The organism is Pseudomonas sp. UTLPPB19802, from assembly GCF_059730225.1.
Map to the genome: position 1 here is coordinate 2,316,812 of NZ_AP048545.1, position 24,082 is coordinate 2,340,893.

22 protein-coding genes are annotated in these 24,082 nt (G+C 61.7%); 21 read left to right on the forward strand and 1 reads right to left on the reverse strand.

What is annotated here, in order from left to right; translation table 11 throughout:
- The first annotated feature begins 3 nt into the window (after positions 1-3).
- The 13 genes from lpxD (at position 4) to ispD (ending at position 15,693) form a co-directional block, all read left to right on the forward strand.
- Positions 4-1,059 (forward strand): UDP-3-O-(3-hydroxymyristoyl)glucosamine N-acyltransferase, encoded by a 1,056-nt coding sequence (gene lpxD / locus AC6I6U_RS10515; protein ID WP_497881882.1) that lies wholly within the window; start codon positions 4-6, stop codon positions 1,057-1,059.
- 105 nt (positions 1,060-1,164) lie between these two features.
- Positions 1,165-1,605 carry a 3-hydroxyacyl-ACP dehydratase FabZ gene (fabZ, locus tag AC6I6U_RS10520; RefSeq protein ID WP_497881883.1) on the forward strand — a complete coding sequence of 147 codons (441 nt, stop codon included), beginning with the start codon at positions 1,165-1,167 and terminating at the stop codon, positions 1,603-1,605.
- Positions 1,602-2,378: an acyl-ACP--UDP-N-acetylglucosamine O-acyltransferase gene (gene lpxA / locus AC6I6U_RS10525; RefSeq protein ID WP_497881884.1), complete on the forward strand. Its 777-nt coding sequence runs from the start codon at positions 1,602-1,604 to the stop codon at positions 2,376-2,378. The genes fabZ and lpxA overlap by 4 nt, the downstream gene beginning before the upstream one ends.
- A 2-nt stretch (positions 2,379-2,380) precedes the next feature.
- Entirely contained in the window at positions 2,381-3,511 is a 1,131-nt protein-coding gene (gene lpxB / locus AC6I6U_RS10530) for a lipid-A-disaccharide synthase (protein ID WP_497881885.1), read from the forward strand.
- A gap of 11 nt (positions 3,512-3,522) precedes the next feature.
- Entirely contained in the window at positions 3,523-4,140 is a 618-nt protein-coding gene (rnhB, locus tag AC6I6U_RS10535; protein WP_497883014.1) for a ribonuclease HII, read from the forward strand.
- Between the two features lie 72 nt (positions 4,141-4,212).
- Positions 4,213-7,737 (forward strand): DNA polymerase III subunit alpha, encoded by a 3,525-nt coding sequence (gene dnaE, locus AC6I6U_RS10540; RefSeq protein ID WP_497881886.1) that lies wholly within the window; start codon positions 4,213-4,215, stop codon positions 7,735-7,737.
- Between the two features lie 149 nt (positions 7,738-7,886).
- The gene (locus AC6I6U_RS10545; RefSeq protein WP_497881887.1) at positions 7,887-8,834 is read left to right on the forward strand and encodes an acetyl-CoA carboxylase carboxyltransferase subunit alpha; all 948 of its coding nucleotides are present in this window, start codon (positions 7,887-7,889) and stop codon (positions 8,832-8,834) included.
- A gap of 174 nt (positions 8,835-9,008) precedes the next feature.
- The gene (gene tilS / locus AC6I6U_RS10550) at positions 9,009-10,337 is read left to right on the forward strand and encodes a tRNA lysidine(34) synthetase TilS (RefSeq protein WP_497881888.1); all 1,329 of its coding nucleotides are present in this window, start codon (positions 9,009-9,011) and stop codon (positions 10,335-10,337) included.
- Positions 10,338-10,611: 274 nt separating this feature from the next.
- Entirely contained in the window at positions 10,612-12,243 is a 1,632-nt protein-coding gene (pyrG, locus tag AC6I6U_RS10555) for a CTP synthase (RefSeq protein ID WP_497881889.1), read from the forward strand.
- Positions 12,244-12,248: 5 nt separating this feature from the next.
- Positions 12,249-13,094: a 3-deoxy-8-phosphooctulonate synthase gene (gene kdsA / locus AC6I6U_RS10560; protein WP_497881890.1), complete on the forward strand. Its 846-nt coding sequence runs from the start codon at positions 12,249-12,251 to the stop codon at positions 13,092-13,094.
- 156 nt (positions 13,095-13,250) lie between these two features.
- On the forward strand, positions 13,251-14,540 hold the full coding sequence (gene eno, locus AC6I6U_RS10565) for a phosphopyruvate hydratase (RefSeq protein WP_497881891.1): 1,290 nt from the start codon (positions 13,251-13,253) through the stop codon (positions 14,538-14,540).
- Between the two features lie 167 nt (positions 14,541-14,707).
- On the forward strand, positions 14,708-14,986 hold the full coding sequence (gene ftsB / locus AC6I6U_RS10570) for a cell division protein FtsB (protein WP_497881892.1): 279 nt from the start codon (positions 14,708-14,710) through the stop codon (positions 14,984-14,986).
- A complete protein-coding gene (ispD, locus tag AC6I6U_RS10575; protein ID WP_497881893.1) occupies positions 14,983-15,693 on the forward strand; it encodes a 2-C-methyl-D-erythritol 4-phosphate cytidylyltransferase in 711 nt (236 codons plus the stop codon). Before ftsB ends, ispD begins: the two co-directional genes overlap by 4 nt.
- Before the next feature lie 61 nt (positions 15,694-15,754).
- On the opposite strand, the gene AC6I6U_RS10580 is transcribed toward ispD, so the two are convergent.
- The gene (locus tag AC6I6U_RS10580; RefSeq protein WP_497881894.1) at positions 15,755-16,651 is read right to left on the reverse strand and encodes a LysR substrate-binding domain-containing protein; all 897 of its coding nucleotides are present in this window, start codon (positions 16,649-16,651) and stop codon (positions 15,755-15,757) included.
- Between the two features lie 106 nt (positions 16,652-16,757).
- Between AC6I6U_RS10580 and AC6I6U_RS10585 the strand changes: the two genes are divergently transcribed.
- The 8 genes from AC6I6U_RS10585 (at position 16,758) to rpoS (ending at position 23,985) form a co-directional block, all read left to right on the forward strand.
- Complete coding sequence (locus AC6I6U_RS10585) at positions 16,758-17,870, forward strand: S-(hydroxymethyl)glutathione dehydrogenase/class III alcohol dehydrogenase (RefSeq protein ID WP_497881895.1); 1,113 nt, start codon at positions 16,758-16,760, stop codon at positions 17,868-17,870.
- Positions 17,871-17,925: 55 nt separating this feature from the next.
- Positions 17,926-18,771, forward strand: a complete 846-nt coding sequence (fghA, locus tag AC6I6U_RS10590; RefSeq protein ID WP_497881896.1) for an S-formylglutathione hydrolase — start codon at positions 17,926-17,928, stop codon at positions 18,769-18,771.
- A 52-nt stretch (positions 18,772-18,823) separates the two neighbouring features.
- Complete coding sequence (ispF, locus tag AC6I6U_RS10595; RefSeq protein WP_497881897.1) at positions 18,824-19,297, forward strand: 2-C-methyl-D-erythritol 2,4-cyclodiphosphate synthase; 474 nt, start codon at positions 18,824-18,826, stop codon at positions 19,295-19,297.
- The gene (gene truD / locus AC6I6U_RS10600; protein ID WP_497881898.1) at positions 19,294-20,352 is read left to right on the forward strand and encodes a tRNA pseudouridine(13) synthase TruD; all 1,059 of its coding nucleotides are present in this window, start codon (positions 19,294-19,296) and stop codon (positions 20,350-20,352) included. The genes ispF and truD overlap by 4 nt, the downstream gene beginning before the upstream one ends.
- On the forward strand, positions 20,340-21,089 hold the full coding sequence (surE, locus tag AC6I6U_RS10605; protein WP_497881899.1) for a 5'/3'-nucleotidase SurE: 750 nt from the start codon (positions 20,340-20,342) through the stop codon (positions 21,087-21,089). The genes truD and surE overlap by 13 nt, the downstream gene beginning before the upstream one ends.
- A gap of 38 nt (positions 21,090-21,127) precedes the next feature.
- A complete protein-coding gene (locus AC6I6U_RS10610) occupies positions 21,128-21,763 on the forward strand; it encodes a protein-L-isoaspartate(D-aspartate) O-methyltransferase (RefSeq protein ID WP_497883015.1) in 636 nt (211 codons plus the stop codon).
- Between the two features lie 243 nt (positions 21,764-22,006).
- Positions 22,007-22,873, forward strand: coding sequence for a peptidoglycan DD-metalloendopeptidase family protein (locus tag AC6I6U_RS10615; RefSeq protein ID WP_497881900.1), 867 nt, complete (start codon positions 22,007-22,009; stop codon positions 22,871-22,873).
- Between the two features lie 107 nt (positions 22,874-22,980).
- Positions 22,981-23,985: an RNA polymerase sigma factor RpoS gene (gene rpoS / locus AC6I6U_RS10620; protein WP_497881901.1), complete on the forward strand. Its 1,005-nt coding sequence runs from the start codon at positions 22,981-22,983 to the stop codon at positions 23,983-23,985.
- Positions 23,986-24,082 lie beyond the last annotated feature (97 nt).

Consider the following 24,082-nt stretch of genomic DNA (forward strand, 5'->3'; position numbering starts at 1 on the left):
TCCATGACTGCGACTATCAAACTCGGCCAATTGGCCGAGATCCTCGGTGCCACCTTGCGTGGTTCCGAGGAGAAGGAAATCACTGGGCTGGCCACCTTGCAGGAGGCCGGCCCAGCTCAGTTGAGCTTCCTGGCGAACCCCCAATACCGCAAGTTCCTGGTCGATAGCCGGGCCGGTGCCGTCCTGCTCAAGGCCGCCGATGCCGAAGGCTATGCCGGCGATGCGCTGGTGGTGCCCGATCCCTATCTGGCTTATGCGCGAATCTCGCATCTGTTCGATCCCAAGCCCAAGGCTGCTCCGGGGATTCACCCGAGTGCAGTGGTTGCGGCGGACGCATCGGTCGACCCAACGGCAAGCGTTGCCGCCTTCGTGGTGATCGAGAGCGGTGCGCGTATCGGCGCGGGTGTCACCATCGGTGCCCATTGCTTTATCGGTGCCCGCTGCGAGATCGGCGAGGGTGGCTGGTTGGCGCCACGGGTGACCCTGTATCACGATGTTCGCATCGGCAAACGGGTAGTTATCCAGTCGGGCGCGGTGCTTGGCGGTGAAGGCTTCGGTTTCGCCAATGAAAAAGGCGTCTGGAACAAGATTGCCCAGATCGGCGGCGTATTGGTTGGTGATGACGTGGAGATCGGCGTGAATACCGCCATCGACCGCGGCGCGCTGGCTGATACGATCCTCGGTAACGGCGTCAAGCTCGACAACCAGATCCAGATCGCACACAACGTCCAGGTCGGCGATCACACCGCCATGGCCGCGTGCTGCGGCATTTCCGGCAGCACCAAGATCGGCAAGCATTGCATGCTCGCGGGTGGCGTTGGGCTGGTGGGGCACATCGAGATCTGCGACAACGTATTCCTGACCGGGATGACCATGGTCACCCACTCGATTACCGAGCCGGGCGCCTATTCTTCGGGCACGGCCATGCAGCCGGCCGCCGAATGGCGCAAGAGCGCAGCGCGTATTCGCCAGCTGGATGACATGTCGCGACGGCTGCGACAGTTGGAAAAACGTGTCGCGGACGTGACCCCGGACGCGCACGCTTCATCTGAAGGCTGATACCATTTCCATATCAAGTAGCCGTTAAACTGCTTCCTTGATTTGCTAGAGGGGCACATCCTGCCGGGATGTGCCCCCCATCTTTACTACAGGCTTCCCCACGAAATGATGGACATCAACGAGATTCGCGAATATCTGCCTCACCGTTACCCGTTCCTGCTGGTGGATCGGGTGGAGGAGCTGGATGTCGAGGCCAAGAGCATTCGTGCCTACAAGAATGTCAGCATCAACGAGCCGTTCTTCAATGGTCACTTCCCGGCCCACCCGATCATGCCAGGCGTGCTGATCATCGAGGCCATGGCTCAGGCTGCCGGCATCCTGGGGTTCAAGATGCTCGGGGCGAAGCCTGCTGATGGCACCCTGTACTACTTCGTCGGTTCCGACAAACTGCGCTTTCGTCAGCCGGTGGTGCCAGGGGATAAACTGGTTCTCGAAGCCAAGTTCACCAGCCGCAAGAGCTCGATCTGGAAGTTCGAGTGCCGTGCGCTGGTGGATGGCAAGCCAGTGTGCTCGGCCGAGATCACCTGTGCGGAACGGGCAGTATGAGTCTGATTGACCCTCGTGCAATCATCGATCCGACGGCCGTCCTGGCCGAGGGCGTCGAGGTCGGCCCCTGGTCGATCATCGGCGCAGGTGTGGAAATCGGCGAGGGAACAGTCATCGGGCCGCATGTGGTCCTGAAAGGGCCGACCCGGATCGGCAAGCACAACCGTATCTACCAGTTCTCCTCGGTGGGTGAAGATACCCCCGACCTGAAATACAAGGGTGAGGAGACTCGCCTGGTGATCGGCGACCATAACGTTATCCGCGAAGGGGTCACGATTCACCGTGGCACCATCCAGGATCGTTCGGAAACCACACTGGGAGATCACAACCTGATCATGGCCTATGCCCACATCGGCCATGACAGCGTGATCGGCAACCATTGCATCCTAGTCAACAACACGGCCCTGGCTGGGCACGTGCATGTCGATGACTGGGCGATTCTTTCCGGCTACACCCTGGTGCATCAGTTCTGCCATATCGGTGCCCACAGCTTTTCCGGCATGGGCACCGCCATCGGCAAGGATGTGCCTGCTTATGTCACGGTATTCGGCAATCCGGCCGAAGCCCGCAGCATGAACTTCGAGGGCATGCGTCGTCGCGGCTTCAGCGAGGACGCGATTCATGCACTGCGCCGCGCCTACAAGGTGGTCTATCGCCAGGGCCTGACCGTGGAACAGGCGATTGCCGAATTGGCCGAGCCTGCCGCACAGCACCCTGAGGTGGCAGTGTTTCTCGAATCGATCCAGTCCTCGACCCGCGGCATTACCCGCTGACCATGGCCGGTTTGCGTATCGCGCTGGTCGCCGGCGAAGCATCCGGCGACATTCTCGGTTCCGGCCTCATGCGTGCGCTCAAGGCGCGTCACCCCGATGTCGAGTTCATCGGGGTCGGTGGGCCGCTGATGGAGGCGGAGGGACTGGTCTCCTATTTCCCCATGGAGCGCCTCTCGGTAATGGGGCTGGTTGAAGTGCTGGGTCGCTTGCGTGAGCTGCTCAAGCGGCGCAAGGAACTGATCCGGACACTGATTGCCGAGAAGCCGGATGTATTCATCGGCATCGACGCGCCGGACTTCACCCTCAACATCGAGCTCAAGTTGCGCCGTGCCGGCATCAAGACCGTGCACTACGTCAGTCCTTCCGTGTGGGCCTGGCGGCAGAAGCGGGTGCTGAAGATCCGTGAAGGCTGCGACCTGATGCTGACGCTGCTGCCGTTCGAGGCACGCTTCTATGAGGAAAAGGGCGTGCCGGTGCGTTTTGTCGGCCATCCCCTGGCCGATACCATCCCCCTGCAGGCCGATCGCGTGGCTGCCCGGGCCGAACTCGGCTTGTCGGACGGCCCGCTGGTGGCGTTGATGCCCGGCAGTCGTGGTGGTGAAGTGGGGCGTCTTGGAGCACTGTTTTTCGATACCGCCGAGCGCCTGCAGGCCATGCATCCGGGAATCCGCTTTGTGATGCCGTGCGCCAGTCCGCAACGGCGAGTCCAGATCGAGGCACTGCTGGACGGGCGCAATTTGCCGCTGACCCTGCTCGATGGCCAGTCCCACAAGGCCCTGGCTGCCTGCGACGCGGTACTGATCGCATCCGGCACAGCCACCCTGGAGGCGTTGTTGTACAAGCGCCCGATGGTGGTCGCCTATCGCCTGGCGCCGCTGACGTTCTGGATTCTCAAGCGTCTGGTGAAAAGCCCCTACATTTCCTTGCCGAACCTGCTGGCCCAGCGCCTGTTGGTGCCCGAGTTGCTGCAGGATGAGGCCACGCCCGAGGCGTTGGCGAGAACCCTGTCGCCACTGATCGAAGGTGGCGAGGAGCAGACCCGCAGTTTCGACGAGATTCACCGGACCCTGCGTCTGGATGCTTCGAACCAGGCCGCCGATGCAGTGCTGGCGTTGATCGCAAAACCCGTATGAGTAATACCAAGATGCAGATGGGACTGGATTTTTCCCTGGTGGTCGATGCCGGAGAGCTGGTAGCCGGTGTCGATGAAGTTGGTCGCGGCCCGCTTTGTGGTGCCGTAGTCACGGCGGCGGTGATCCTTGATCCCAAGCGCCCGATCCTCGGGCTCAACGACTCGAAGAAGCTGACCGAGGCGCGCCGTGAAAAGCTGTTCGGCGAGATTCAGGAAAAGGCCCTGAGCTGGTGCATCGCCCGAGCCGAGGTCGAGGAAATCGACGAACTGAATATCCTCCACGCTACCATGCTCGCCATGCAGCGTGCGGTCGAAGGGCTGCATATCCAGCCGCGGCTGGCGATGATCGATGGCAACCGCTGCCCCAAGCTGGCGATGCCATCAGAGGCGGTGGTCAAGGGTGATAGCAAGGTGCCAGCGATCGCTGCGGCATCGATCCTGGCGAAAGTCAGCCGTGACCGTGAAATGAGCGCTTTCGAAGAAATCTATCCCGGCTACGGTATCGGCGGGCACAAGGGCTACCCGACGCCAGTGCACCTGGAGGCCCTGAGCCGCCTGGGCCCGACGCCGATTCACCGGCGCTCGTTCGCGCCTGTGAGGCTGGCCTGGGAGGCCCGCGAGCTGCTTTAGTCTGCTGATGTTTTAGCCAAGGCCCGGTACAATCCGGGCCTTGTTGTTTTTCAAGATTTGGACAGGATCACTATGCCGGCTTCATTCGTTCACCTGCGCCTGCACACCGAATTCTCCCTGGTTGACGGTCTGGTCCGGATCAAGCCGCTGATCAAGGCCCTGGCCGGCATGAACATGCCCGCCGTGGCAGTGACCGACCAGAGCAACATGTGCTCCCTGGTCAAGTTCTACAAGACCGCCATGGGCGGTGGTATCAAGCCGATCTGCGGGGCCGACCTGTGGTTGTCGAACAAGGACCCCGAAGCACCGCTGAGCCGCATAAGCCTGCTGGCGATGAACGCCGAGGGCTATCGCAACCTCACCGAACTGATTTCCCGTGGCTACACCCATGGCCAGCGCAATGGCCTGATCATCATCGAGCGCGAATGGGTGGCAGAGGCAGCCGCAGGCCTGATCATGCTTTCGGCGGCGAAGGAGGGCGAGATCGGCATGGCCCTCATTGCCGGCAATCCGGAGGTTGCCGAGGCCCTTGCACTGGAATGGATGGCGATCTTCCCGGATCGCCTGTACCTGGAAGTGCAACGTACCAACCGAGCCAATGACGAAGAGCATGTGCATGCCGCCGTGGCCCTGGCCGACAGGATCGGCGCGCCGCTGGTGGCGACCAATGATGTGCGCTTCATCAAGCAGGACGATTTCGATGCCCACGAAACCCGCGTGTGCATCGGCGAAGGCCGGGCGCTGGATGATCCGCGCCGTTCGCGCAACTACAGTGACCAGCAGTACCTCAAGAGCGCCGAGGAAATGGCCGAGTTGTTCAGCGACCTGCCCGAGGCGCTGGAAAACACCGTGGAAATTGCCAAGCGTTGCAATATCACGGTGCAGTTGGGCAAGTACTTCCTCCCCGACTTCCCGACGCCCAACGGCATGGGCATCGACGACTACCTGCGCCATGTTTCCCACGAAGGCCTGGAGGAGCGCCTGGCCGTACTCTGGCCCAAGGACACCACGCCCAACTACGAGGAAAAGCGCCAGACCTACCTCGATCGCCTGAAGTTCGAGCTGGATATCATCATCCAGATGGGCTTCCCCGGTTACTTCCTGATCGTTATGGACTTCATCAAGTGGGCCAAGAACAACGGCGTGCCGGTCGGTCCTGGGCGGGGCTCGGGTGCCGGTTCCCTGGTCGCCTACGTGCTGAAGATCACCGACCTCGACCCGCTGGCCTATGACCTGCTGTTTGAACGTTTCCTCAACCCCGAACGTATTTCCATGCCCGACTTCGACGTCGACTTCTGCATGGACGGCCGTGACCGGGTGATCGACTACGTTGCCGAGGCCTATGGGCGCAACGCGGTGAGCCAGATCATCACCTTCGGCACCATGGCCGCCAAGGCGGTGGTGCGTGACGTGGCGCGGGTCCAGGGCAAATCCTACGGCCTGGCCGACCGCCTGTCGAAGATGATCCCCTTCGAGGTCGGCATGACCCTGGAGAAGGCCTACGAGCAGGAAGAAATCCTGCGCGACTTCCTCAAGGTCGACGAGGATGGCCGGGAAATCTGGGAAATGGCCCTCAAGCTCGAAGGTGTCACCCGCGGTACCGGCAAGCACGCCGGTGGCGTGGTGATCGCGCCGACCAAGCTCACCGACTTTTCGCCGATCGCCTGTGACGAAGAGGGCGGCGGCCTGGTGACCCAGTTCGACAAGGACGACGTCGAGGCCGCTGGCCTGGTGAAGTTCGACTTCCTCGGCCTGCGGACCCTGACCATCATCAAGTGGGCGATGGAGACCATCAACCGCGAGCAGGCCAAGCAGAACCTGCCTGACCTCAATATCGACTTCATTCCGCTCGATGACCGCAAGACCTACGAGCTGCTGCAGAAGGCCGAGACCACGGCGGTGTTCCAGCTTGAATCGCGCGGCATGAAGGAGCTGATCAAGAAGCTCAAGCCCGACTGCCTGGAAGACCTGATCGCACTGGTGGCGCTGTTCCGTCCGGGCCCGCTGCAATCGGGCATGGTGGACGACTTCATCAACCGCAAGCACGGCCGCGCCGAACTGGCCTACCCGCATCCCGACTACCAGTACGAAGGCCTGCAACCGGTACTGGCGCCGACCTACGGCATCATCCTGTACCAGGAACAGGTGATGCAGATCGCCCAGGTCATGGCCGGCTACACCCTCGGTGGTGCGGACATGTTGCGCCGGGCGATGGGCAAGAAGAAACCCGAGGAAATGGCCAAGCAGCGCGGCGGTTTCATCGAGGGTTGCGCCAACAACGGCATCGACGGCGATCTGGCGGGCAACATCTTCGACCTGGTGGAAAAATTCGCCGGTTACGGTTTCAACAAATCTCACTCGGCTGCCTACGGGCTGGTGTCGTACCAGACTGCCTGGCTCAAGACTCACCATCCGGCGCCCTTCATGGCCGCGGTGCTCTCGGCGGATATGCACAACACCGACAAGGTGGTGATCCTGATCGAGGAAGTGCGCAGCATGAAACTGCGCCTCGATGCACCGGACGTGAACAGCTCCGACTTCAAGTTCACGGTCAACGACGACGGTCGTATCGTCTATGGCCTGGGCGCGATCAAGGGCGTGGGCGAGGGACCGGTGGAGGCCATCGTCGAGGCTCGGGCCGAAGGCGGGCCGTTCAAGGACCTGTTCGACTTCTGTGGTCGCGTCGACCTCAAGCGCATCAACAAGCGTACGCTCGATGCGCTGATCCGCAGTGGCGCCCTGGACCGTCTCGGGCCGTACTTCCATGATGAGATCAAGGCCTACCAGGCCAACATCGACCGCAATCGCGCGGTGCTGCTGGCAGCCCTGGAAGAAGCGATTAAGGCTGCCGAGCAGACCGCACGCACCGCCGACAGTGGCCATGCCGACCTGTTCGGCGGGCTGTTCGTCGAGGAAGATGCCGACGTCTATGCCAGTCATCGCAATGCCCGGGAACTGACCCTGAAGGATCGCCTGCGTGGCGAGAAAGACACCCTCGGGTTGTACCTGACCGGTCACCCGATCGACGAGTACGAAGGCGAGATCCGCCGTTTCGCTCGCCAGCGCATCATCGACCTCAAGCCGGCGCGCGACACCCAGACCGTGGCGGGGATGATCATTGCCCTGCGGGTGATGAAGAACAAGAAGGGCGACAAGATGGGTTTCATCACCCTCGACGACCGCTCGGCGCGGATCGAGGCCTCGCTGTTCGCCGATGCCTTCATGGCCGCCCAGTCGCTGTTGCAGACTGATGCGATGGTGGTGGTCGAAGGCGAGGTCAGCAATGACGACTTCTCCGGTGGTCTGCGCCTGCGGGTCAAGCGGGTGATGAGCATGGAGGATGCCCGGACCAACCTGGCCGAAAGCCTGCGCCTGAAGGTGCAGGGCGCCGCGCTCAAGGTCAATGAGCTACGCTGGCTGGGCGAGCTGTTCAAGCAGTACCGGGGCGCTTGCCCGATCACCATGGAGTACACCGGCCCCGACGCCAAGGCCTTGTTGCAGTTGGGTGATGGCTGGAAGATCGACCCGGCGGACGGTCTGATTCAGGCATTGCGTGACCAGTTAGGGCGAGACAACGTCTTTCTCCAATACCGTTGAGGTGGTGGCGCCAGCGGTGCGCCCCGACCTTGGACTTATTTTTAATCTCGACCTGAATGCGCCATATCCCTTAAGGTATGCCGCGATACAGATCAATCGGCCGGCCAGGCTGTGTAAAAACTACTGTGCTCGACCCAAGACGGACGCTTATGAACCCGAATTTTCTTGATTTCGAACAGCCGATCGCTGACCTGCAAGCCAAGATCGAAGAACTGCGCTTGGTCGGTAATGACAACTCGCTGAACATCGGCGATGAGATCACCCGCCTGCAGGAAAAGAGCAGCACGCTGACAGAAGATATTTTCGGCAAACTGACCAGCTGGCAGATTGCTCGTCTGGCGCGTCACCCGCGTCGGCCCTACACCCTGGACTACATCGATCACATCTTCACCGAGTTCGATGAGTTGCACGGCGACCGGCACTTTTCCGATGACGCAGCGATCGTCGGCGGTATTGCCCGCCTGGACGACCAGCCAGTCATGGTGATCGGCCACCAGAAGGGCCGTGAAGTGCGCGAGAAAGTCCGTCGCAACTTCGGCATGCCGCGTCCTGAAGGCTACCGCAAGGCCTGCCGCCTGATGGAAATGGCCGAACGCTTCAAGATGCCGATCCTGACCTTCATCGACACGCCGGGCGCCTACCCGGGGATCGACGCCGAAGAGCGCAACCAGAGCGAGGCGATTGCCTGGAACCTGCGTGTGATGGCGCGCCTGAAGACGCCAATCATCGCTACCGTTATCGGTGAGGGTGGTTCCGGCGGTGCGCTGGCGATCGGTGTATGCGACCAGTTGAACATGCTGCAGTACTCGACCTACGCGGTGATCTCGCCAGAAGGTTGCGCCTCGATCCTCTGGAAAACCGCCGAGAAGGCCCCGGATGCCGCCGAAGCCATGGGTATCACGGCCGAGCGCCTGAAAGGCCTGGGCATCGTCGACAAGGTGATCGCCGAGCCACTGGGCGGCGCCCACCGTGACCCGGCAGCCGCCTCGGCGCTGATCCGTGCCGAACTCAGCTCGCAGCTGGCAATGTTGAAGAAATTCGACAACGATGCATTGCTGGCTCGTCGCTACGAGCGACTGATGAGCTATGGTCTCTAAATAGAGCCACCTGTAGCGAGCCTGCTCGCTCCTGCACAGAGCTGTAGGAGCCGAGCTTGCTCACTGAACCGCCGCAGGCGGCCATTCGGTGAGTTCGCCTCGCAGGTGAAATCGCTTTCGCGAGCAATCGAGCGTCGACCGGCTGCTCCTACAGGATCTGGGGCGTCTCAAGCCATGCGTCAGTCAGATATCGATCTACCCTCCAGGCTTCTCAAGGCCCTGGCCCCCTGGCGCAGCGCTTCCACCTGGCGGCTTGCCTTCTCCGGCGGCCTTGATTCCACCGTTCTCCTCCACCTGCTGGCCCGCCTGGGCAAGACCGAATCCCTGCCCGAGCTCCAGGCCTTGCATATCCACCATGGCTTGCAGATCGCCGCGGACAGCTGGCCGGAGCATTGCCAGGCCATCTGCGATTCGCTGGGCGTGCCGTTGCAGGTGCTGCGGGTGAGTGTCCAGTTGGGCGCCAGTCTTGAACGTGCCGCCCGGGATGCTCGCTATCTGGCGTTCGCCGGCGTCACCCAGTTGAACGATGTCCTGCTTACCGCCCAGCACCGCGACGATCAGGCCGAGACTCTGTTGTTTCGCCTGTTGCGTGGTGCTGGTGTGCGTGGCCTGGCGGCGATGCCGGGCGAGCGGGAGGTGGGTGGCGGTTATCTGGTGCGGCCGCTGCTCGATGTTTCGCGTGCGGAACTGGAGCAATACGCTCGCGAACAGGGCTTGAACTGGATCGAAGACCCGTCCAACGCTGATGAGCAGTTCTCGCGCAACTACCTGCGCCATCGGGTGTTCCCCGGCCTGGCCGAGCGCTGGCCGCAGGCGGTCGGCAGCATGGTGCGCAGTGCGGCGCACCTGCGTGAAGCCCAGGAACTGCTGGATGAGCTGGCCGAGATCGATCTCGACAGTGCCCAGGCCCATTCCCGTTATGACTGGCTGGGCATGCCGTCCCTGGCCCTGGATGCCCTTGCCGGGTTGTCCGAGGCCCGCCAGCGTAACCTGCTGCGGCATTGGCTGGAGCCGCTGACACGGCTGCCCGACAGCGATCACTGGGCAGGGTGGGACGACTTGCGCGATGCCGGGCATGACGCCCGTCCCAGATGGCGCCTGGCCGAAGGCGAGTTGCACCGTGCCGATGACCACCTGTGGTGGCTGAGCGGTTCATGGCTGCGCCAGCCGGTGGCGGATATCCAGTGGAGCGATCCGCGGCAAGGCCTGGAATTGCCGGACAACGGCGAACTGCTGATCGTCGGCGATGCACCGCCCGGACCGTTGCAGGTGCGCTATCGTCAGGGTGGCGAGGTGCTGCACCTTCCGGACCGCGGGCACCGCGATCTCAAGCGGCTGCTCAACGAAAGCGGGGTGCCCTGGTTCGTCCGCGGCCGTTTGCCGCTGGTCTACCGGGATGGGCAGTTGCTGGCCGTGGCCAACCTGGCGGGACTCGACGGCCGGGCGTTCGGCGACTGGCATTTGCAATGGCAGCCACCTTCGAGCGATCAAGGTTTGAGCTGAAAGCTGCTTTCCGGTAGACTACGCTCCCTTCTTGATACAACTTCTGTTGATTCGACTGAATGACAGCAGTTGCCGATTACCAAGCAGTCTTTGCTGGGCGATTCCAAAAAATGTGTAGCGAGCAACGTACCGGTGTTTTCACTTCCGGTCGGTCCCAACGCGGCGGTTTTTTTGAAAGATGCACTGTGATTAATGCTGGTGATCGGGGGCTTCGGCCTTCCTTCGCTTTCCCAGGCGGCTCGGACCGCTTTAACGCAGACTTCTAGGGTTTTTCATGACGCGCTATATATTCGTCACGGGCGGTGTTGTTTCTTCATTGGGGAAAGGCATTGCCTCGGCTTCATTGGCGGCCATCCTGGAGGCGCGGGGGCTGAAAGTCACCATGCTCAAGCTGGACCCGTACATCAACGTCGATCCGGGCACCATGAGCCCGTTCCAGCACGGTGAAGTGTTCGTCACCCACGACGGCGCCGAGACCGACCTCGACCTGGGTCACTACGAGCGGTTCATCCGCACCACCATGACCCAGAACAACAACTTCACCACCGGCCGCGTGTACGAGCACGTACTGCGCAAGGAACGCCGTGGTGACTACCTGGGTGCAACCATCCAGGTGATTCCGCACATCACCGACGAAATCAAGCGTCGCATCATCAAGGGTGCCGGCGATGCCGACGTGGCCCTGGTGGAAATCGGCGGTACCGTGGGCGATATCGAGTCGCAACCGTTCCTCGAAGCCATCCGCCAACTGCGGGTCGAAGTCGGCTCCAAGCGCGCGATGCTGATGCACCTGACCCTGGTTCCGTACATCGCCACCGCTGGCGAAACCAAGACCAAGCCGACCCAGCACTCGGTGAAGGAACTGCGTTCCATCGGCCTGCAGCCTGACGTGCTGATCTGCCGCTCCGACCACCCGGTGGACGTGTCCTCGCGTCGCAAGATCGCGCTGTTCACCAACGTCGAAGAGCGTGCGGTGATCTCCCTGGAAGACGTCGACACTATCTACAAGATCCCGGCCGTGCTGCACGCCCAGGGCCTGGATGATTTCGTCGTCGAGCGCTTCGGCCTGCAATGCAACGGTGCCGACCTGTCCGAGTGGGAAAAGGTGGTTGACGCCAAGCTCAACCCCGAGCACGAAGTCACCATCGCCATGGTCGGCAAGTACATGGAACTGCTGGATGCCTACAAGTCGCTGATCGAAGCGATGAGCCACGCCGGCATTACCAACCGCACCAAGGTCAACCTGCGCTACATCGATTCCGAGGATATCGAGAACCAGGGCACCGGTCTGCTCGAAGGCGTCGATGCGATCCTGGTTCCGGGTGGCTTCGGTCTGCGCGGCGTGGAAGGCAAGATCACCGCCGTCCAGTACGCTCGTGAGAACAAGGTTCCATACCTGGGTATCTGCCTGGGCATGCAAGTGGCCGTCATCGAGTTCGCCCGTAACGTGCTGGGCTGGAAGGACGCCAACTCCACCGAGTTCGATCGTACCAGCGCCCACGCGGTCGTTGGCCTGATCACCGAGTGGGAAGATGCCACCGGCGCGGTCGAGACCCGTACCGAAGCGTCCGACCTGGGCGGCACCATGCGTCTCGGCGCCCAGGACTGCCTGCTGGAGCCGGGCTCCAAGGTGCACGACTGCTACGCCAAGGACGTGATCGTCGAGCGTCACCGTCACCGTTACGAAGTGAACAACAAGCTGCTGCCGCAGATCATGGAAGCCGGCCTGAAGATTTCCGGTCGTTCCGGTGATGGCGCGCTGGTCGAAGTGGTTGAAGTGCAGGACCATCCATGGTTCGTCGCTTGCCAGTTCCACCCCGAGTTCACCTCGACGCCGCGTGACGGTCATCCGCTGTTCAGCGGTTTCGTCAAGGCGGCCCTGGCCCAACACCAGAAGAAGGCGTAAGACTGATGGCCCAGAAGATCATTCGCGTCGGCGACATCGAGATCGCCAACGACAAGCCGATGGTGCTGTTCGGTGGCATGAACGTGCTGGAAAGCCGTGACATGGCGATGCAGGTCTGCGAAGAGTACGTGAAGGTCACCGGGAAGCTCGGTATCCCCTACGTGTTCAAGGCCAGCTTCGACAAGGCCAACCGTTCCTCCGTGACCTCCTTCCGTGGCCCCGGCCTGGAAGAGGGCATGCGGATCTTCCAGGACATCAAGCAAGCCTTCGGTGTGCCGATCATTACCGACGTCCACGAGCCCGAGCAGGCTGCCGTGGCTGCCGAGGTCTGCGACATCATCCAGTTGCCGGCCTTCCTGTCGCGCCAGACCGACCTGGTGGTCGCCATGGCCAAGACGGGTGCGGTGATCAACATCAAGAAAGCCCAGTTCCTCGCGCCCCAGGAAATGAAGCACATCCTGAACAAGTGCGTGGAAGCCGGTAACGACCAGTTGATCCTCTGCGAGCGTGGTTCGAGCTTCGGCTACAACAACCTGGTGGTGGACATGCTCGGCTTCGGCATCATGAAGCAGTTCGAATACCCGGTGTTCTTCGATGTGACCCACGCCTTGCAGATGCCTGGCGGTCGCGCCGATTCGGCCGGTGGCCGTCGTGCCCAGGTCACCGACCTGGCCAAGGCGGGCATGAGCCAGGGCCTGGCAGGCCTGTTCCTCGAAGCGCATCCGGACCCGGATAATGCCAAGTGCGATGGCCCTTGCGCCTTGCGCCTGGACAAGCTGGAACCGTTCCTGGGACAACTCAAGGCATTGGATGAGTTGATTAAGAGTTTTCCGACGATAGAAACCGCTTAATCGGCAAATCTCCGGTAAAGTACCGCACGATTCAGGGCTCTGGACCAAGGTTCAGAGCCTTTTCGTCTGCAAGGCTGCCAATTTTCATACGCTTGCCGGCGAACATAGATTTCCTTCAGCTGCGTCGTTTTCGTCAACTTTGGAGTGTTTACAACAATGGCAAAAATCGTCGACATCAAAGGTCGTGAAGTTCTCGACTCCCGTGGCAACCCCACTGTGGAAGCGGACGTGCTTCTGGACAACGGCATCATCGGCAGCGCCTGTGCTCCGTCCGGTGCTTCCACCGGCTCGCGTGAAGCGCTCGAGCTGCGTGATGGCGACAAGAGCCGTTACCTGGGCAAGGGCGTACTGAAGGCTGTTGCCAACATCAACGGCCCGATCCGTGAGCTGCTGCTGGGCAAGGATCCATCCGACCAGAAAGCCCTGGACCACGCGATGATCGCCCTGGACGGTACCGAGAACAAGGCGAACCTGGGCGCCAACGCCATCCTCGCGGTATCCCTGGCTGCGGCCAAGGCTGCAGCACAGGACCAGGACCTGCCGCTGTACGCGCACATCGCCAACCTGAATGGCACTCCAGGTGTCTACTCGATGCCGGTGCCGATGATGAACATCATCAACGGTGGCGAACATGCCGACAACAACGTCGACATCCAGGAATTCATGGTTCAGCCGGTTGGCGCCAAGACCTTCTCCGAAGGCCTGCGCATGGGCACCGAGATTTTCCACCACCTCAAGGCCGTGCTGAAGGCCCGTGGCCTGAGCACCGCAGTCGGTGACGAAGGTGGTTTCGCGCCGAACCTGGCGTCCAACGAAGATGCCTTGAAAGTCATCTCCGAAGCCGTCGCCAACGCCGGCTACACCCTGGGTACCGACGTGACCCTGGCCCTGGACTGCGCCGCCAGCGAATTCTTCGAAGACGGCCAGTACAACCTGTCCGGTGAAGGCCAGGTGTTCAGCGCCGAAGGTTTTGCCGAGTACCTGAAAGGCCTGACCCAGCGCTACCCGATCATCTCGATCGAAGACGGCCTGGACGAGTCCGATTGGGCTGGCTGGAAGATCCTCACCGACAAGATCGGCGAGAAAACCCAACTGGTGGGTGACGACCTGTTCGTGACCAACACCAAGATCCTGAAGGAAGGCATCGACAAGAAGATCGCCAACTCCATCCTGATCAAGTTCAACCAGATTGGCTCGCTGACCGAAACCCTGGAAGCCATCCAGATGGCCAAGGCGGCCGGTTACACCGCGGTGATCTCGCACCGTTCCGGTGAAACCGAAGATTCGACCATCGCCGACCTGGCTGTGGGTACCGCTGCCGGCCAGATCAAGACCGGCTCGCTGTGCCGCTCCGACCGCGTCTCCAAGTACAACCAACTGCTGCGTATCGAAGAGCAATTGGGCGCCAAGGCGAAATACAACGGCCGTTCCGAGTTTCGCGGTTAAGCCGTAGATGGTAAAAAGACACCGGATTGTGTCGGAAAAGTCGCTATAGCGGTTTTTTCGCAACTAATCTGATGGCTGACAAGCATAGGCCTGGGTATATCCAGGCTTATGCGGTTGGTATCTGGACGTCGGCTTGGCTGTCTTTTTCACTGGGTAAACGAAATTCGATGCGCAGTCCCTACTGGTTGTTCCTTGTCCTGCTCTTGCTGCTGGGTGGCCTGCAGTACCGCCTTTGGGTGGGTAATGGGAGCCTGGCGCAGGTAGCCGACCTGACCCAACAGATTGCCGAACAGCATGCGGAGAACGAACGCCTGCTGGAGCGTAACCGCGTCCTCGATGCGGAAGTTCTTGAACTGAAGAAAGGCATGGAGACCGTCGAAGAACGTGCTCGCCATGAGCTGGGCATGGTCAAGGACGGTGAAACCCTTTATCAGTTGGCGCAATGACTGACTCCTCACTACCGGCCTTCTGGGCCGTGATCCCTGCCGCGGGTGTTGGTGCCCGTATGGCGGCCGACCGTCCCAAGCAGTACCTGCAGTTGGGCGGACGAACCATTCTCGAACACAGCCTCGGCTGTTTTCTCGATCATCCGGGGCTCAAGGGGCTGGTGCTGAGCCTGGCGCCCGATGATCCCTACTGGCCAACCCTGGCCTGTGCCGGGGATTCGCGCATTCGCCGCGTCGACGGTGGTGCCGAGCGGGCCGATTCGGTGCTCAACGCCCTGTTGCATCTGCATGCCCTGGGCGCCGCGGACGACGATTGGGTGCTGGTGCACGATGCAGCCCGGCCGAACCTGTCCCGTGACGACCTTGATACCCTGCTCGCCGAGTTGGCGGACGATCCGGTGGGTGGCCTCCTGGCCGTACCTGCGCGGGACACGCTCAAGCGCGTGGACAAGCAGGGGCGGGTCCAGGAAACCGTTGATCGGGCGCTGATCTGGCAGGCCTATACGCCGCAGATGTTCCGCCTTGGTGCCTTGCACCGGGCCCTGGCCGACAGCCTGGTCGCTGACGCGAACATCACCGACGAAGCTTCGGCGATGGAGTGGGCAGGGCAGGCGCCACGCCTGGTCGAGGGGCGCTCGGATAACATCAAGGTCACCCGTCCCGAGGACCTGGAGTGGCTGCGCTTGCGCTGGGCCAATCGCCGCTGAGGATACCCCTGTTCGCGACCCGACTTGCCCGCGAAAGCGCCAGAGCCGACACCGCCTATCTTCAGGCCTTGTACTCCGGCCGCTGTGCCAACCCTTCCCTGAGATAATCCACCAGTTTGCGCACCTTCGGCGACAGGTGCCGCTGCTGCGGATACAACGCCCACACCGCGGTATTCGGCGGCTGGTGCGCCTCGAGCAGGGAAATCAGCGTGCCATTGTGCAGATGTTCCAGCACGTAGTAGTCCGGCAACTGGCACAGTCCCACCCCTTGCAACGCCGCATCGAGCACCGCCTGGCCACTGTTGCAGCGCCAGTTGCCCTGGACCCGCTGGGAAAACTCGCGGCCGTCCTGCTCCAGTTGCCAGATATCCGAGCTGCCGATCAGGCAATTGTGCCGGCTCAGCTCCGACAGGCTGTGGGGCCGGCCGTAACGTTCCAGATAGGAAGGGGAGGCGCACAGGTACATCCGCCGTGGCGCCAACCGGGCTGCCACCAGTCGTGAATCCTGTAGGCGACCCAGGCGGATTGCCAGGTCCAGGCCCTCGTACACCAGGTCCAGCGTACGGTTGCTCAGTTCGATGTCCACCCGCAACTGCGGGTACAAACCCATGAACGCGGTCACCAGCGGCACGATGAAACGCTCGCCATAGGCCACGGCGCAGGTCATGCGCAACATGCCCTTGGGTTCGCTGGCCAAGTCGCCGACCGCCCGCAGGGCTTCCTCGCGACCGTCCTGCAAGCGCTGGCAGTGTTGCAGGAAGGTCTGGCCGGCCTCGGTCAGGGTGACGCGGCGGGTGCTGCGATAGAGCAGGCGGGTCTGCAGGCGTTCCTCCAGCCGGGCGATCTGCCGGCTGATGTGCGAAGACGATACCCCGAGGCGTTCCGCCGCCGCGGTGAACTGGCTGCACTCGGCCACGGCGACGAACTCGTCGATCCCTTCCCAGCCATTTTCGATCATTCGATTATCCCTGCATAGCAATAATGTTTTGCTTTCGGTCGGATTATTCCTCAATAGTCGATGATTTACACTCTGGTCTTTGCCATTCACTTTCAGGAGTTGCTGGATGATCAAGTCACGTGCTGCCGTTGCCTTCGAGGCGAAAAAACCGCTGGAAATCGTCGAAGTCGATGTCGCCATGCCCAAGGCCGGTGAAGTGCTGCTGCGTGTCGTGGCCAGCGGCGTCTGCCACACCGATGCCTACACCCTGTCCGGTGCGGACCCGGAAGGCATCTTCCCGTCCATTCTCGGCCACGAAGGTGGTGCGATTGTCGAGGCCATTGGCGAGGGCGTGACCTCGGTAGCCGTCGGCGACCACGTCATCCCGCTGTACACCCCGGAATGCGGCAAATGCAAATTCTGCCTGTCGGGCAAGACCAACCTCTGCCAGGCCATCCGCTCCACCCAGGGCAAGGGCCTGATGCCGGACGGCACTTCGCGTTTCTCCTACAAGGGTGAGACGATTTTCCACTACATGGGCACCTCGACCTTCTCCGAGTACACCGTGCTGCCGGAAATTTCCGTGGCCAAGATCGCCAAGGACGCACCGCTGGAGAAGGTCTGCCTGCTCGGTTGTGGCGTCACCACCGGCATCGGTGCGGTGCTCAACACCGCCAAGGTCAAGGCTGGCGATACCGTGGCTATCTTCGGCCTGGGCGGCATTGGTCTGTCGGCGGTGATCGGTGCCGTGAAGGCCAAGGCCGCACGCATCATCGCCATCGACATCAACCCGGCCAAGTTCGAGATCGCCCGGCAACTGGGCGCCACCGATTGCGTCAATCCGAAGGATTTCGACCGTCCGATCCAGGAAGTCATCGTCGACATGACCGACGGCGGCGTGGACTTCTCCTTCGAGTGCATCGGTAATGTGCAACTGATGCGTGCGGCGCTGGAGTGCTGCCACAAGGGCTGGGGCGAGTCGGTGATCATCGGCGTCGCCGGTGCCGGCCAGGAAATCGCCACCCGTCCGTTCCAGCTGGTGACCGGTCGCGTCTGGCGTGGTTCGGCGTTTGGCGGCGTGCGTGGTCGCAGCGAGCTGCCGAGCTATGTCGACATGGCGCAGAAGGGCGAGATTCCGCTGGATACCTTCATCACCCACACCATGGGCCTGGAAGACATCAACAAGGCGTTCGACCTGATGCACGAAGGCAAGAGCATCCGTACCGTCATCCACTTCTGATTGCCTTGCAGGGGCGGGCCGCTGCTGGCCGCCCTTGCAGTGCGGAGTTGCGCTTATGTCCCTGGAAAATCTCTCTTGCCAGAAGAGCTTCGGCGGCTGGCATAAACGTTATAAACATCATTCCGATGTACTCGGTTGCGACATGGTGTTCGCTGTCTACCTGCCGCCCCAGGCCGAGCAGGGCGTCAAGCTGCCGGTGCTGTACTGGCTGTCCGGGCTGACCTGCACCGATGAGAACTTCATGCACAAGGCCGGCGCCCAGCGCATGGCTGCGCAACTGGGGCTGATCATCGTTGCGCCGGATACCAGTCCGCGGGGGCCGGAGGTTCCGGGCGACCCCGAGAATGCCTGGGACTTTGGTCTGGGCGCCGGTTTCTACCTGAATGCGACCCAGCAGCCCTGGGCCCGTCACTACCGGATGCACGACTATGTGGTGCATGAGTTGCCGGCGCTGATCGAGGCGCATTTCCCCGCCTCCGACAAGCGCGGCATCAGTGGCCACTCCATGGGTGGCCATGGTGCGCTGGTTTGCGCCTTGCGCAATCCGGGGCGGTACCAGTCGCTGTCGGCCTTCGCGCCGATCAGCAACCCGATGGACTGCCCTTGGGGTCAGAAGGCGTTCTCGCGCTACTTGGGCGACGAACGTTCGCGCTGGCGCGAGTGGGATGCCTGCGCGCTGATCAGCGAGGCGAGCGAGAAGCTGCCGATCCTGGTGGACCAGGGCGATCGCGACGACTTCCTGGCCAACCAGCTCAAGCCCGAAACCTTGCAGCAGGCGGCCAAGCTGGCCGGGCATCCGCTGACCCTGCGCCTGCAGCCGGGCTACGACCACAGCTACTTCTTCATCGCCAGTTTCATCGACGATCATTTGATACATCACGCTGAAGCTCTTAGCGGCTAATGTCGGACAAAATAGGTAGAATCACGCCCTGACTAAATCGGGGCGTTTTTTTATGCGTATTGGCCACGGCTATGATGTTCACCGTTTCGCCGAAGGCGACTTCATCACTCTGGGCGGCGTGCGGATCTCGCACCACCATGGGCTGCTGGCGCATTCGGACGGCGATGTGCTGCTGCACGCCCTGAGTGACGCGCTGCTGGGGGCGGCGGCATTGGGTGACATCGGTAAACATTTCCCCGACACCGACCCGACCTACAAGGGCGCCGACAGCCGTGTACTGCTGCGTCATGTGGTATCGCTGCTCAAGGCCCGTGGCTGGCGGGTCGGCAACGTCGACAACACCATCGTCGCCCAGGCACCGAAAATGGCACCGCATATCGAATCGATGCGAGTGCTGATCGCCGAGGATCTTGAAGTTGAGCTGGACCAAGTGAACGTAAAAGCCACCACCACTGAAAAGCTCGGTTTCACCGGGCGCGAAGAAGGCATCGCGGTGCATTCCGTCGCCTTGTTGCTGCGCGCATGACGGAACTGGAACTGTTGGGCCCCCGTGCCCATGGCGACGCATTGGGCCGTGCGGTACTCAAGGCCACCGCGGAAGATTTCCAGGTCGACGAAGCGCTCGACATTCCCTTGTCCGGCGACGGTGAACACTTGTGGCTGTGGGTGGAGAAACGCGGCCTCAACACCGAGGAAGCCGCCCGACGCCTGGCCAAGGCCGCTGGCGTGCCACTGCGTACGGTCAGCTATGCCGGCCTGAAGGATCGCCAGGCCCTGACGCGGCAATGGTTCAGCATCCAGTTGCCGGGCAAGGCCGATCCGGACATGGCGCCCGCGCAGAACGACACGTTGCGAATCCTCAAGAGCGTGCGGCACAAGCGCAAGCTGCAACGCGGCGCCCATTCGGCCAATGGTTTCACCTTGCGCCTGAGCCAGCTGGAGGCCGACAAGGCAGGCCTGGAGCAACGCCTCGAACAGATCCGCCAGCTGGGCATTCCCAACTACTTCGGTACCCAGCGCTTCGGCCACCAGGGCGGCAATCTTGGCGAGGCCCGCGACTATGCGTCGCGCCAGGCCCTGCCGGAGCAGCGCAATGTGCGCTCGCGACTGCTGTCCACCGCCCGCAGCTATCTGTTCAACCAGGTACTGGCGGCACGGGTCGCCGACGGCAGCTGGAACCGCGCCCAGGTCGGCGACCTGCTGGCCTTCACTGACAGCCGCAGCTTTTTCCCGGCCAATGAAGCGGAATGCCATGACCCGCGCCTGGCCATTCTCGACCTGCACCCGACCGGACCGCAGTGGGGCGAGGGGCCTTCGCCGACGACGGGAGCGACCTTCGAACTGGAGCAGGCTGTCGCGGCCCGTGAACCACACCTGTGCCAGTGGCTGGCCAAGGCGGGAATGGAACACGAACGTCGCATCCTGCGGCTGCCCATTGGCGGGCTGACGTGGCATTATCCGTCGCTGGACATTCTGCAACTGGAATTCGTCCTGCCGGCCGGATGCTTCGCCACTGTTCTGGTGCGCGAGCTGGTTGATCTGGTGCCGGTGGGACAGACGGACAGCTCATGCGTATTCTGATTTCCAACGACGATGGGGTCTTCGCCCCCGGTCTCGCTGCGCTTCATGCTGCGCTGGCGGACTATGCCGAGTGCCGGGTGATTGCCCCGGATCAGGACAGGAGTGGCACCAGCAGTTCGCTGACCCTCGATCGTCCACTGCATCCGCACGCCCTGCCCAACGGCTTCATCAGCTTGAATGGCACGCCGACCGATTGCGTGCACCTGGGGGTCAATGGCCTGCTGGGCTACGAGCCGGACATGGTGGTCTCGGGTATCAACCTGGGCGCCAACCTCGGTGATGACGTGTTGTACTCCGGTACGGTCGGCGCGGCCCTCGAAGGTCGTTTCCTGGCCCGGACCTCGTTCGCCTTCTCGCTCGCTTCGCATCAGGTCGACAACCTGGCGAGTGCGGCGCATTTCGCCAGGTTGCTGGTCGAGTCCCACGAAGGCCTCGACTTGCCGCCGCGCACCGTGCTTAACGTGAATATTCCGAATCTGCCGCTGGAGCATATCCGCGGTATCCGCCTGACCCGCCTGGGACACCGGGCACGGGCGGCGGCGCCGATCCGCGAGGTCAACCCGCGCGGCAAGGCCGGGTACTGGATCGCCGCTGCCGGCGATGTCGAGGATGGTGGCCCAGGCACGGATTTCCATGCGTTGGTGCAAGGTTTCGTCTCCGTCACTCCTCTACAGTTGGATCGTACCTTCAACGATGCCTTTGCCCACCTCGGCGGTTGGCTGGAGGGGCTTGCCTGATGGCGCGTGAAAACGACTTGCTGCGCGGTGGGATCGGCATGACCTCGCAGAGAACCCGCGAGCGCCTGATCCAACGGCTATACGAGGAAGGGCTGTCCAACCCCCAGGTGCTGGAGGTGATCCGCCGCACGCCGCGCCATCTGTTCGTCGATGAAGCCCTGGCCCACCGGGCCTATGAAGACACCGCGCTACCGATCGGCCATAACCAGACCATTTCCCAGCCCTACATGGTCGCGCGCATGAGCGAGCTGCTGCTGGAGGCGGGGCCCCTGGACAAGGTGTTGGAAATCGGCACCGGTTCCGGCTACCAGACAGCCGTGCTGTCGCAACTGGTCGAGCGGGTCTTTTCGGTGGAGCGGATCAAGGTCCTGCAGGACCGTGCCAAGGAGCGCCTGGTCGAGCTCAACCTGCGTAACGTGGTCTTCCGCTGGGGCGATGGTTGGGAAGGATGGCCGGCGCTGGCTCCCTACAACGGCATCATTGTCACCGCCGTGGCCACCGATGTACCACAGGCGTTACTTGACCAACTGGCTCCGGGCGGGCGCCTGGTGATTCCTGTCGGTTCGGGCGAAGTTCAGCAACTGATGCTGATCGTCCGCGAGGAGCAGGGTTTTTCCCGGCATGTTCTCGGCGCAGTACGTTTTGTTCCACTGCTTAACGGGCCACTGGCCTGAGTCCTGATTGTATTTGTTTCAACAAGTGCGCTGAATTCTGTTGAGTGTTGTCGGTCTTAGTGCCGGAACTTGCGAGCAGCGCCTGTTTAAAGTGTGTCGAGTTTCACTGTCGAACTGTACAAGCTGCCGACATGGGGAGCTTTTGCTGCCCGTAAAACTCCAATGGCCAGTTATACTTGCGTCACACTAGAGCCCGTATGGGCCATTCAACTTCATTTCAGACAATACAAAAGGGAGCGGCGGGTGAGTCTCACAGTCATTCGGCAGCATATGGGTAAAGCAAGCGTTCAGCGCCTGATGATCGGTCTTGCCCTCAGTGCTTTACTGGCTGGTTGCTCCAGTGCTCCGAAGAACGGCGTCCGTGTCGTCGATCGCAACGGCAATGTGACGGGTTCCGCCAGTGCCGCACCGCAACGGCCGATGACCACCACCGGGCAACACGTGGTTGTCCGTGGCGATACCTTGTTCTCGATCGCCTTCCGCTATGGTTGGGACTGGAAAGCCCTGGCCGCGCGCAACAATATCCAAGAGCCCTATACCATTCACGTCGGTCAGGCTATTCGCTTCGACAGCCGTTCAAATTCAACACCGGCGGTGGCGACATCGACCACTACCTCGTCGTCCTCGTCGTCGAGCAAAACCACCATCACCCGGCGTCCGGCGACCGCCGCCGGGAGCTCGGCACCGGCGACTGCACCAACCGCCACGGCGACTCCGACGCCCCCAGCGGGGCCGGCACCGAAGGGTTGGGCATGGCCGGCGAACGGCATTTTGATTGGAAAATTTGCTTCAAACGGTAGTTTGAATAAAGGTATTGATATCGCCGGAGATTTGGGACAGCCTGTTTTAGCTGCGTCTGATGGGTCAGTTGTATACGCCGGAAGTGGATTACGGGGCTACGGCGAACTTGTCATCATCAAGCACAGCGATACCTATGTCAGTGCCTATGGTCACAACCGCAGGCTGTTGGTTCGGGAGGGGCAGCAGGTCAAAGTCGGACAGACAATTGCCGAGATGGGATCAACTGGTACAGACCGGGTGAAACTGCACTTTGAGATTCGCCGCCAGGGCAAACCCGTAGACCCATTGCAATTCCTGCCCCGTCGTTGATCCGTTTTCCAGCCTGTTCTCATGACGTAGTGGGAACAGGTTCCAGCGTTGCCAGGGATAAAGGCGCCGCTCGAGCCTGAGGTCGAACTCACCAAAGGACTATAACAATGGCTCTCAGTAAAGAAGCGCCGGGGTTTGACATCGACGATGAGGTGCTCCTTATGGACTCCGACATTGTCATGGACATGATGCCGGAGGACGACAGTTCTCCACCCCCAGTTCGTGCCAAGACCAAAAATGCTGCGGCACTCAAGCAGCATAAATACATTGACTACACCCGGGCCCTGGATGCGACCCAGCTGTATCTCAATGAAATCGGTTTTTCCCCCTTGTTGTCCCCGGAAGAAGAAGTCCACTTTGCACGTCTGTCGCAAAGCGGCGATCCGGCGGGCCGCAAACGCATGATCGAAAGCAACTTGCGCCTGGTGGTGAAAATTGCCCGACGTTACGTCAATCGCGGGCTGTCACTGCTGGACCTGATCGAAGAGGGCAACCTCGGCTTGATCAGAGCGGTCGAAAAATTCGACCCGGAGCGCGGCTTCCGCTTTTCGACCTATGCCACCTGGTGGATTCGCCAGACGATCGAACGGGCGATCATGAATCAGACCCGGACCATCCGCCTGCCGATTCATGTGGTCAAGGAGCTCAACGTCTACCTGCGGGCCGCCCGCGAGTTGACCCAGAAGCTCGACCACGAACCTTCTCCCGAAGAAATCGCCAACTTGCTGGAAAAGCCGGTCGGAGAGGTCAAGCGCATGCTTGGCCTGAACGAGCGGGTCTCCTCGGTGGACGTTTCCCTCGGCCCTGACTCGGACAAGACGCTGCTCGATACCCTGACGGATGACCGGCCGACCGATCCCTGCGAGCTGTTGCAGGACGACGACCTGTCCCAGAGTATCGACCAGTGGCTATCGGAGTTGACCGACAAGCAACGTGAGGTGGTGGTTCGCCGCTTCGGTCTGCGCGGTCACGAGAGCAGTACGCTGGAGGACGTCGGTCTGGAAATCGGCCTGACCCGTGAGCGGGTGCGGCAGATTCAGGTTGAGGGCCTCAAGCGGCTGCGCGAGATCCTGGAGAAGAACGGCCTGTCGAGCGAGTCGCTGTTCCGGTGAGTGTCGGGGGCCTGTAGGAGCAAGGCTTGCCTGCGAAGGGGCCAGTGCGGCCATTAAAAGCTTCGCGGGCAAGCCCAGCTCCTACAGGGAACACTGG